Annotated in this window: 9 protein-coding genes; 3 read left to right on the forward strand and 6 right to left on the reverse strand. The window is 70.0% G+C overall.

All coding sequences use genetic code 11. The features are described 5' to 3' along the window. Window positions 1–3081, reverse strand: a 3081-nt coding sequence (locus VED21_RS17410) for a tetratricopeptide repeat protein (protein WP_324884267.1), incomplete at its 3' end; no start/stop codon positions are given. 306 nt (window positions 3082–3387) lie between these two features. On the opposite strand from VED21_RS17410, the gene VED21_RS17415 reads away from it, so the two are divergent. The 3 genes from VED21_RS17415 (at window position 3388) to VED21_RS38995 (ending at window position 5369) form a co-directional block, all read left to right on the forward strand. After that, window positions 3388–4056 carry a hypothetical protein gene (locus tag VED21_RS17415; protein WP_324884269.1) on the forward strand — a complete coding sequence of 223 codons (669 nt, stop codon included), beginning with the start codon at window positions 3388–3390 and terminating at the stop codon, window positions 4054–4056. A gap of 329 nt (window positions 4057–4385) precedes the next feature. Beyond that, window positions 4386–4859, forward strand: coding sequence for a VOC family protein (locus tag VED21_RS17420; RefSeq protein ID WP_324884271.1), 474 nt, complete (start codon window positions 4386–4388; stop codon window positions 4857–4859). Between the two features lie 147 nt (window positions 4860–5006). Then, window positions 5007–5369 (forward strand): DUF736 family protein, encoded by a 363-nt coding sequence (locus VED21_RS38995; protein WP_414638234.1) that lies wholly within the window; start codon window positions 5007–5009, stop codon window positions 5367–5369. A gap of 9 nt (window positions 5370–5378) precedes the next feature. On the opposite strand, the gene VED21_RS17430 is transcribed toward VED21_RS38995, so the two are convergent. From VED21_RS17430 to VED21_RS17450, 5 genes are all read right to left on the reverse strand, one after another. Continuing rightward, window positions 5379–5888 (reverse strand): plastocyanin/azurin family copper-binding protein, encoded by a 510-nt coding sequence (locus VED21_RS17430; protein ID WP_324884272.1) that lies wholly within the window; start codon window positions 5886–5888, stop codon window positions 5379–5381. Window position 5889: 1 nt separating this feature from the next. Then, on the reverse strand, window positions 5890–6303 hold the full coding sequence (locus tag VED21_RS17435) for a DUF5602 domain-containing protein (RefSeq protein WP_324884274.1): 414 nt from the start codon (window positions 6301–6303) through the stop codon (window positions 5890–5892). Window positions 6304–6357: 54 nt separating this feature from the next. Next, on the reverse strand, window positions 6358–7074 hold the full coding sequence (locus VED21_RS17440; RefSeq protein ID WP_324884276.1) for an RNA polymerase sigma factor: 717 nt from the start codon (window positions 7072–7074) through the stop codon (window positions 6358–6360). A 474-nt stretch (window positions 7075–7548) separates the two neighbouring features. Then, window positions 7549–8256, reverse strand: a complete 708-nt coding sequence (locus VED21_RS17445) for a DUF1194 domain-containing protein (RefSeq protein ID WP_324884278.1) — start codon at window positions 8254–8256, stop codon at window positions 7549–7551. A gap of 277 nt (window positions 8257–8533) precedes the next feature. Further along, on the reverse strand, window positions 8534–8884 hold the full coding sequence (locus VED21_RS17450; RefSeq protein ID WP_324884280.1) for an amidohydrolase family protein: 351 nt from the start codon (window positions 8882–8884) through the stop codon (window positions 8534–8536). Window positions 8885–9201 lie beyond the last annotated feature (317 nt).

Here is a 9201-nt window from a genome sequence, read left to right on the forward strand (position 1 = left end):
GAAGTCGGCCGACAGGTAGCCCAGGCGGATGCGCCCGTCGGCGCGCGCCGCGGCCGGGCGCGGCGGCAGCGCCGTGGCGCGGGCGACCTGGGCGGCGGCGCTGCTCGCGCAGGCCAGCTGCTCCGCGGCGCTCGAGTCCAGCGTCAGCATGACGAAGGGCGCCACCTGCCCCTTGCCGGTGGCGAGCATGGCGCGCAGCCGACGCTCCTGCGCGACATAGTGCGTCCAGTCGGCGCTGTACTGCGACTGGTGAACGAGCTGGCCCAGCGCGTCGACGTAGTCGGGCCGGCAGGCGAGCGCACCTTTGAAACAGGCGGCCGCCGCCGCCGGCCGCCGCAGCGTGTGCATCGCCACACCCAGGTTGAAGTACGCCTCAGCGAACATCGGGTCGAGGCGCAACGTGCGCCGGTAGGCGGCGATGGTGTCCGTAAGGTCGGGTTCGCCGATCAGCGTGTTGCCCAGGTTGTTGTAGCCGTCGGCCAGATCGGGGCAGAGCGCGATGGCGCGCCGGTGCGCAGCGGCGGCGGCGGCGACGCGCCCGAGATCCTTCAGCAGGATGCCGTGGTTGCTGTGCGCCTGCGCGTAGGTCGGCAGCAGCGCGATGGAACGCGCATAGGCGGCGCCCGCCTCATCGGGCCGTCCGAGATCCTTGAGCGCCACCGCCCGGTTGTTGTGCGCCTCGGCGTAGCCGGCGTGCAGCGCGATGGCCCGGTCGTAGGCCGCGATGGCCTGTTCGGCCAGCCCCAGCTGCTTGGTCGTGAGGCCCAGGTTGAACCACGCCTCCGGATAGTCGGGGCGCAGGGCCAGGGCGCGCCGGTAGGCCGCCGCCGCCGGCAGGGGCTCGTCGCGCTTCTTCAGCGCGATGCCCAGGTTGTTGTTGGCCTCGGCGTTGTCGGGGTAGAGCGCGATGGCGCGCCCGAACGCCGCCACCGCATCCTCCGGCCGGCCGAGCGCGGTGAGCGCAAGCCCGAGGTTGGTGAGGTACTCGGTCCGTTCGCGCACGCGCAGGGCGTCCGTGATGCGGCGCGCCGCCGTGGTGAAATCGCCGTCCTGGTAGGCGACGACGCCGTACAGGTGCAGCGCGTCGCCGTTGGCCGGGTCTTCGGCCAGGATCCGCCGGTAGAGGCGCGCCGCCTCGTCGCGCCGGCCCTGCTGGTGGGCCTGCATCGCCTGCTGCACGTCCGGGACGGGTCGGGTTTCGGCGGGCTGGACGGCGAAGGGGCGGGGGGGCTCACCGGCGGCGTGGATGCGCCACATGGTCTGGTAGGCCGCCTCCAGGTGGCGGGTGAAGCCGGCGGTGTCGAACAGCGGCGCCGTCGCCCGGTTCGCCGCCAGCCGGGCGCGCAGCGCCGCCAGCTCGTCGGGCCTCTGCGCCAGCCGCAGCGCCTGCGCCTCGTACGCCGCCAGCGAGCCGGTCACCAGCTCGGGCAGCCCCACCGCGTGCAGCAGGCTGCCCGCCACCCGCGCCACGAAGGTCTCCCCCATGCAGGTCAGCACCGGCAGCCCGGCCCACAGCGCGTCGCTGGCCGTGGTGTGCGCGTTCACCGGCAGCGTGTCGAGGAACAGGTCGGCCAGGGCATAGCGCGCCAGATGCTCGGGCAGCGGCGCCCAGGGCGCGAACACCAGGCGCTGCGGGTCGACGCCGTGCGCGGCGGCAGCGGCGCGCAGGTTGCCGGTGACGGCGGCGTTGGCCTCCAGCAGCCACAGCACGCTGCCCGGCACGGCCGCGAGCAGGCGCATCCACGCGGCGAACACGGCCGGGGTGATCTTGTAGCTGTTGTTGAAGCAGCAGAACACGAAGCCGGCGCCGGGCAGGCCGCAGGCGGTGCGGGTGGGCGGCTGCCCGGCGATGGTGGCGGCGATCGGGCGGCGGGTGTCGTTGACTTGGTAGCAATGCGGCAGGTGGACCAGACGCTCGGCGTAGAAGGGCTGCTGGTCGGGCGGCACGATGTGGCGGTCGACCAGGATGTAGTCGGCGAAGTCGGCGCCCAGGGTGCCGGGGTAGCCCAGGTAGTTGACCTGGATGGGGGCCGGGCGGTGGGCGAGGATGGCCGGGCGGGCGTGCTGGGTGTAGCCCTTGAGGTCGATGAGGATGTCGATGCCGTCGTCGCGGATGCGGCGGGCAGCGGCTGCGTGCGGCAGGGCGGCGAGGTCGACGAAGCGGTCGAAGGCGCCGGTCAGGCGGCGGCGCATGGGACTGGCGTCGTCGGGGCCGTAGGAGTAGCCGGTGACGTGGAAGCGGCGGCGGTCGTGGCGCTCGAACAGCTCGGCGATGAGGAAAGCGGTGGCGTGCTGGTGGAAGTCGGCCGACAGGTAGCCCAGGCGGATGCGCCCGTCGGCGCGCGCCGCGGCCGGGCGCGGCGGCAGCGCCGTGGCGCGGGCGACCTGGGCGGCGGCGCTGCTCGCGCAGGCCAGCTGCTCCGCGGCGCTCGACCCCAGCGTCAGCATGACGAACGGCGGCACGCGCGGTGCGCCCGCACCGACCAGATGGCGGACCCGCCGGGACATGGCCTCGAGGCCGGCCCAGTCGCACATGTGCTGGGACTGGTGCGCCAGTTGCGCCAGCGTTTCGGCCGCGTCCGGACGCAGGACCAGCGCATGGCGGAAGGCGGCGGCGGCGGCGGCGAAGTTCATGCGCCCCTGCTGCGCCACGCCCAGGTTTTGGGCGACGTCGGCGTTGTGCGGATCGAGCCGGACGGCACGCCGATAGTCGGCCAGCGCCGCATCGAACCGCCCCAGCGCTTCGAGCGCGTTGCCGAGGTTCGAATAGGCCTCGACGTAGTCCGGCCGCTCGGCGATGGCGGCCCGCAGCGGCGCCAGCGCGTCGGCGTGCCGCCCGAGCGCCGACAGGGCGAGGCCGAAGTTGCTGGCGTACTCCGGGTGCGGCCGGACGCGCAGGGCGCGGCGCATCAACGCCGTGGCGCCGTTGTGATCCTTCGCCTGATGGGCTACGGCGCCCAGCAGGTTGAGGGCGTCGGCGTGGGCCGGCTCCTGGGTCAGCACGTGGCGGTATACCTTGGCCGCCTCGTCGCGCCGCCCGGCCCGATGGTGCTCCACCGCGCGCCGGACGCTTCTGGTCATCGACGCCTTGTCGGCCATGCTTTTCAACGCCCCGGCTCCACGCACGCGAAAACTATGATAAACGGCTGAGTAACATTCCTGCCTGACCGGCTGTCAATGGTCCGGCACGAACAGCGCGCCGCCGCAAGCGGACGTTCGGGTCCGGACAGAGGGTTCATGGACGCTCCCCTCCTTCTGCGCACCGCGAGGTCCGACGACGGGCCGCGCCTCGTGTCACTCATGCTCCTGGCCGGTAACGACACGTTGGAGTTCCTGGCGTTCACCGGCAGGTCGGTTGCCTGAACGATGTCGGCGATATGGGCCGGCATGCCCGACCCACACCTGTTCCAAGGCATGAGCGCAGATGGCGGCTCCAAGTCGTCCGGCGAGCCGCGCGACGCGCGACCGCTTGCGGGCGGCAGCCTCTGGCGGGATCGCCGCTTCGTCACGCTTGCGTCCGGGATGGCGCTCGGGCTGTTCGCGCAGGTCGGTCTCCTGGCCCATCTGTTTTCGCTGCTGGTGCCCGCGATGGGCCAGACACAAGCCGGGCTGGCCATGGGCGGCGCCACACTGGCCGCGATCGCGGGCCGGACGGCCGTCGGCTGGATGATGCCGCTCTCTGCCGACCGCCGCTTGGTTGCTTGTGCGAGCTATGGCGTGCAGGTGCTCGGGTCGATTGCCTTCGCGACGGCTGCAGGCGGTGGAGGGGTGGCCCTGGTGTTGGGCATCCTTCTGTTCGGCCTTGGGATCGGCAACGCCACGTCGCTGCCACCATTGATCGCGCAGGTGGAGTTCGTGGCCGAGGATGTGGCGCGGGTCGTTGCGTTGATGGTCGCCATCGGACAGGCGACTTACGCTCTTGCCCCCGCAGCCTTTGGCATCCCGCGCGCCGGTTTCGGCGCGGGGACGGCGATGGAAACCCACCTGTTCCTGGCCGCCGGTCTGGTGCAGACCGCCGCCATTGCGTGCGTCCTTTGGGGCCGGCGAACACGGTGAGTCCGTTTCGTGCGGATATCGTTGAAAAAGTCGGGTGTTCATTGAGATCCGGTGTGCCGCTTGCGAGGGCCGAACGGGCAGGGGCTCCCTCAGGCCGGCCTGGGCTCCGGCATCGGGATGAGCTTGGCGAGCTTGCGAAGGTTCTGGGCGGCGGCTTGCTGATCCCGACCGCAGAGGGGCCCGACCGCAGAGGGGAGGGCCTGCGACGTCCGGCGGCAATCCGTCACCATCCGCCTGCGGGTTGGACGAGGCGCGTCGGCGGCCTACGTCAGAGGACGGCGAATGGGGTCTGAAGGCCGGCGTTCGGCGTCAAAGCGAAAGGGCAGGGGATGACCAAGAACAGGATTTGCCTGTGGTACGACAAGGACGCCGAGGCGGCCGCCCGTTTCTATGCCGAGACCTTTCCCGACAGCGCGGTGGGGGCCGTCCACCGAGCCCCAAGCGACTATCCGTCCGGCAAGGCGGGCGACGTGCTGACGGTCGAATTCACCGTCGCCGGCATCCCGTGCCTCGGCCTTAACGGCGGGTCCGCGTTCACGCACAACGAAGCCTTCTCGTTCCAGATCGCCACCGACGATCAGGACGAGACCGACCGCTACTGGAACGCCATCGTCGGCCATGGCGGCCAAGAGAGTGCCTGCGGCTGGTGCAAGGACAGGTGGGGCGTCTCCTGGCAGATCACGCCGCGCGTGCTGACCGAGGCGCTGGCGGCCGGCGGCGATGAGGCCAAGCGCGCGTTCGAAGCGATGATGGGCATGACGAAGATCGACGTCGCCGCGATCGAGGCGGCGCGGCGCGGCTGACGGTCCTGTGTTCGTTCATAAGGAGTCCGCGGACCCTCGCCGCCAGATCCTCACGATCTCTCGCCCGCTCAAAGAGGCCCGCTTCGTCCCGGCCGCGAAGGACAGCGACAAGGCCCCCGACCTGCGCGCCGTGAGAATGGGATCGAGATCGGCGCCGGCTGGCGCAACACCGCCAGGGAGACCGGCCGCGACTATCACTCGGTCAAGCTGGACGATCCGAGCTTCCCCGCGCCGATCTCCGCCAGCCTGGTCGACGCCGACGGCACCGCCGAGCGCACCGGCTGGGTAAGCGGCGGCGACGGCTTCCTGGTGCTGAACCGCAACGGCAACGGTGTCATCAACGACGCTTCCGAGCTGTTCTCCGAACACTTCGCCGAGGGTGCGGAACGGCACCAGATGCCCTCGATCAACCCCGGGGTAGGTGGGCGTTCCCTTCTGCAACATCCATGTCCGACCCCAAGCGGCCCTCTCACGGGCTCCGGAACGGGCCTCCTGAAGAACGCCGGTTGAGGTGCTGCATTACCGGTCGATGCGCACGACTTTGCGGCGGAGGATCTCCTCCATCGATGGGAGCAGCCGCCGCGCCGGTTCCGGAAGCGTGGCCACGGACGGGCCGCCTTGCGGATGGCCGACGACGATGCGCCCGACCATGCCGGCTTCCTCGTGCGGGAGACAGAAGTAGTCGTAGACGCCCGCCACGGTGAGGCGCAGTTCGAAGGTCTGGTCCGGCAGCAGGTAGTCGGAGTGCCACGACGGCACCCCCTTGGGGATGCGCAGCGGACGGCCGTCGTTCGCCGGGTGGTAGGCGGTGCTGGTGTGCGAATTGCCGGGATCGACGTTGGTCCAGCGGATTGTCTGGCCGGGTTCGACCAGCACGCCGACCGGGTCGAACCACACCTTCGATCCGTCGGCGTTGCCGCGCATGCGGATCTCCACGACCCCTTTGGCCTGTGCCGGTGCCGACAGGCCGAGCAGCGCCAGGCCGGCGGCCCAGCCGCCGGCCCGGAGCACGGTGCGTCGCGCCATCATGCTACTTCGCCACGCGCGCCTCGTCGGCCTCGGCGACGTGCCAGAGGACGACATGGTAGTGCGGCTTCTCCACGCCCGGATGGCCGGCGTTGAAGTGCATGTCGACGTGGTCGACCTTGGCGCCGGCGGCCTTCAGGTTGTCCAGCTTCTTCCGCCCCTGGATGTCCTCGACCGGAACCATGTAGATGGTGCTGACCAGCCGCCCGTCGCGGTCGTAAGCCAGGAAGGGGCCGGCCGGCAGCGTCTTCGGGTCGGCGTAGAGCGTGCCCATGCCCGGCAGGAAGTCGGGCAGCTTCACCAGTTCGCTGACCTTCTTGTAGGTGCCGCCGGGCGGGGCCATGTCCAGGTTCTGCGCCTGCCCGGGATTGGCGGCCATGGCGAAGGCTCCAGCGACCAGGATGGTGCGGATCAGCATGTGTGTGTCCTCCTTCGATGAGGGTCCGGCGTCGGTTCGGGTCGGACCGGTGTGTCACGCGCCGCCGGGCGGCGGCGCTGGCAGGCCCAGGCGCTCAAGCACGCGCGCGACGATGCGGGCGCAACGCTCGCCGGCGAACGGGAACATGCCGGCCAGATCGGGCGCGAGCTGCCGCCGCAGGCTGTGGCCGAGCGATCGGCGAGCCCGGTGCAGGCGCGTCTTGACGGTGTCGGGCGGGATGCCGAGGCTGCGCGCCGTCTCCTCGACGCTCATCTGCTCGATCTCGCGAAGCACGAAGACGATGCGGAACTGGTCCGGCAGAGCGTCGATGGCACGCTCCAGCAAGCGCCGCGTCTCGGCGCGGGCGGCGTCCTCTTCAGGTGTCGCGACGGGTTGCTGAGCCCCTGGGAAGGGGATCACCTCGGCGCCCACCGTCCGGCCGTCGGCGCCGCCCTCATCGAACTCGGTCATGGGCCTCCTCTGCCGCAGCCGCCGCAGCGCCTCGTTAAGAACGATACGGCCCAACCACGTCGCCAAGCTGGCGTCCGCGCGGAACTGGTCAATGCGTGTGAAAGCCACGAGATAGGCGTCCTGCACCGCATCCTCCGCCTCGGCCGGATCGCGCAGCACGCTGCGTGCCATGCGGAAGAGCCGCTGGTTGTGCCGCTGCATCAGGATGCGGAAGGCGTTGGTATCGCCGCGCCGGATCAGTCCGGCCAGTTCGAGGTCGCTGTGCGTTGCCTGCCGCCCGATCGCGTTTGCCTGGTCCATGCATCGCTCCCTGTCTGGTGGATTTGATGCACGAGGTGGCGACCGGGTTCCTGCGCAGACGGCTTGCCCACTTCGGAGTAGGAGACGAAGTGGCACGCTGGCGGTTCCGCGCCACACCGAGGGACCGCGGTGGCGCAAAGCGGATCAGCAGCAGCTACGGAGCCGGCGTCCCTTTTCGCTGCGTCGGTGCTGGTTCGACCCGATCATACTTCCGTAGGTGTCCGGATAGCCGACCCACGCGGCGCACGTCGATTTCCCCGTGCGGCTGTTGTTCCTGGTCCAGCCAGTGGAGGAAAGCATGTGCCACAGCAGCGATCGTTGGACCGTCTTGTCGCGTCGGCAGCCGCACACGGCGGAGCCGGAGAACCGGAGCGCGGCAAAGCCGGGTCCGAGCACGGCGGCGACACGCAATCCCGCGGAGGATCCACGTCAAGGCGAACCGATCCGGCGCGAGAAGGAATTGGAACGCCTGCCCTAACCGGGAGGCCCGTGGATCGCACCGGTCCCACCCCCGGCCGTGTCGGCGATTTCGCGCTTGAGCTTGTCGGCAATGGCTTGAACGAACCCCGACCAATCGTCGACGCTTTGGACAAAGGCGCCGGAGCCGCCGATCACGTGCTCCGCGAAGTACGTGCCGAGCCAGGGAACGTCGTCGAGGATGACCAGACCATTGATCGTGATGCCCTGGTCGACGACGCGGTCACGCGCGATCTCCGGAAGCAGCCCGACATTGTTGTAACCGTTGCCGACCACATCGATGACCCGGCGCGGCGCCGGATAGGCCGCCGGGAAGAGTGCCGTGGCGCGCAACAGCGCCGCGCCGATGGCAGTACTGCCGGAGCTGTCTCGCCGTGGCACGGCGTCGATCGCCTTGGCGAACGCTTCGCCGCTGCCGGTGTCGGCGATCACCGTCCAGGGAACGAGCACGTCCAGCGTCGTGGGATCCGACCACAGCGCCAGCGTGACCGCGATCCGGCCGCGCTGGCCGGCACGGATCGTCTCGATCACGGTTGGATCGCGGAAGGCGGCGGCATGCCCGGCGAGTTCGAGGTCGAACATCGCGCGGTCGATGCTTCCCGACCCGTCAACGGCGAGCACGAGTTCCAGGTCGACGGCCGGCTGGGCGGCAAGGGCGCCAACCCAGAAGAGAATGGCGGCAGCAACTCCGGTCGGCACCAGCATGGCAGCTCTCCCCCCAGTCATGTGGAGCGCGCCGAGGGCGCCGGCGACCGGCTGTTTCGCACGCATCCACCGGATCGTGCTTCAGCGGGCAGGTGCGCTGTTCACTTCATGGAAGCGCAAACCGGATGCGAAGGGCAGCCTGCATGCTTGCGCACATCATTGGGGATTATGGTCCAGCCGGCGACCTGGCGTTCGCGGAAGTCGTGCAGCGCATCAAGCTTTACTTGCCGAATGCCGAAGCGGTCTTGGTGCCGCGGCGGCTCCTGACGCTCGACGGTCAGAACAGTTTCTTGAAGAGCTTGCCGTCCTTCATCACCAGCATCAGCGCGCTCTCCGGGCGCTGAAGGACGCCGAGGTCGTCCAGCGGATTGCCGTCGACCACGATCAGGTCGGCGCGCGCACCCGGGGTCACGACGCCGATCTCTCCTTCCATGCCGAACAGTCGTGCGGCGTCCACGGTAGCGCTGCGGATCACGTCGGCGGCCGGCTGAACCTCGCCGCGGATGGCGAACTCGCGCAACTGGTGCCGGTGCATGGAGCCCAGGAGGTCGCTGCCATAGACAAGCGGTACGCCGCCGCGGTGCGCCAGTTCCAGCGCGCGTTGCCCCGCGTCGAGCACGTCGAACACCTTGCCGTGGATGTCCGCCGGAAGCCCGGCCCTGCCCTTGGTTCACGAGGCGGAGGTGTCATCGCCAGCCTCACTTGGGGCGAACCGCCATCGTTAACCGCTTACCGGGAGGGGCGTCCCCTTTCACCACGCCCGTACAGACCGTTCGAGATTTGGCGAAGGGAAGCAGCCAGGGAAGCAGCCGCTAGGGAGTTCCCGCACGCGATGGAACTCTCCCTGTCACTCCCTGCCTTCCCATCACGCTTCAGCATCGATCAGTCGAAGGCACTGCCGCGCAGTTGCCGCAGCACGTCGCTCCGGCGCAGACTGGCCGCCAG

Origin of the sequence: Azospirillum sp., assembly GCF_035627195.1 — a bacterium.
Classification (GTDB): Bacteria; Pseudomonadota; Alphaproteobacteria; order Azospirillales; family Azospirillaceae; genus Azospirillum.

Excerpts from the sequence above, each read along its gene's own strand:
- VED21_RS17415 (WP_324884269.1), top strand. The coding sequence starts at position 3,388 with ATGCCCGACCCACACCTGTTCCAAGGCATGAGCGCAGATGGCGGCTCC.
- VED21_RS17420 (WP_324884271.1), top strand. The coding sequence starts at position 4,386 with ATGACCAAGAACAGGATTTGCCTGTGGTACGACAAGGACGCCGAGGCG.
- VED21_RS17430 (WP_324884272.1), bottom strand. The coding sequence starts at position 5,888 with ATGATGGCGCGACGCACCGTGCTCCGGGCCGGCGGCTGGGCCGCCGGC.
- VED21_RS17435 (WP_324884274.1), bottom strand. The coding sequence starts at position 6,303 with ATGCTGATCCGCACCATCCTGGTCGCTGGAGCCTTCGCCATGGCCGCC.
- VED21_RS17440 (WP_324884276.1), bottom strand. The coding sequence starts at position 7,074 with ATGGACCAGGCAAACGCGATCGGGCGGCAGGCAACGCACAGCGACCTC.
- VED21_RS17445 (WP_324884278.1), bottom strand. The coding sequence starts at position 8,256 with ATGCTGGTGCCGACCGGAGTTGCTGCCGCCATTCTCTTCTGGGTTGGC.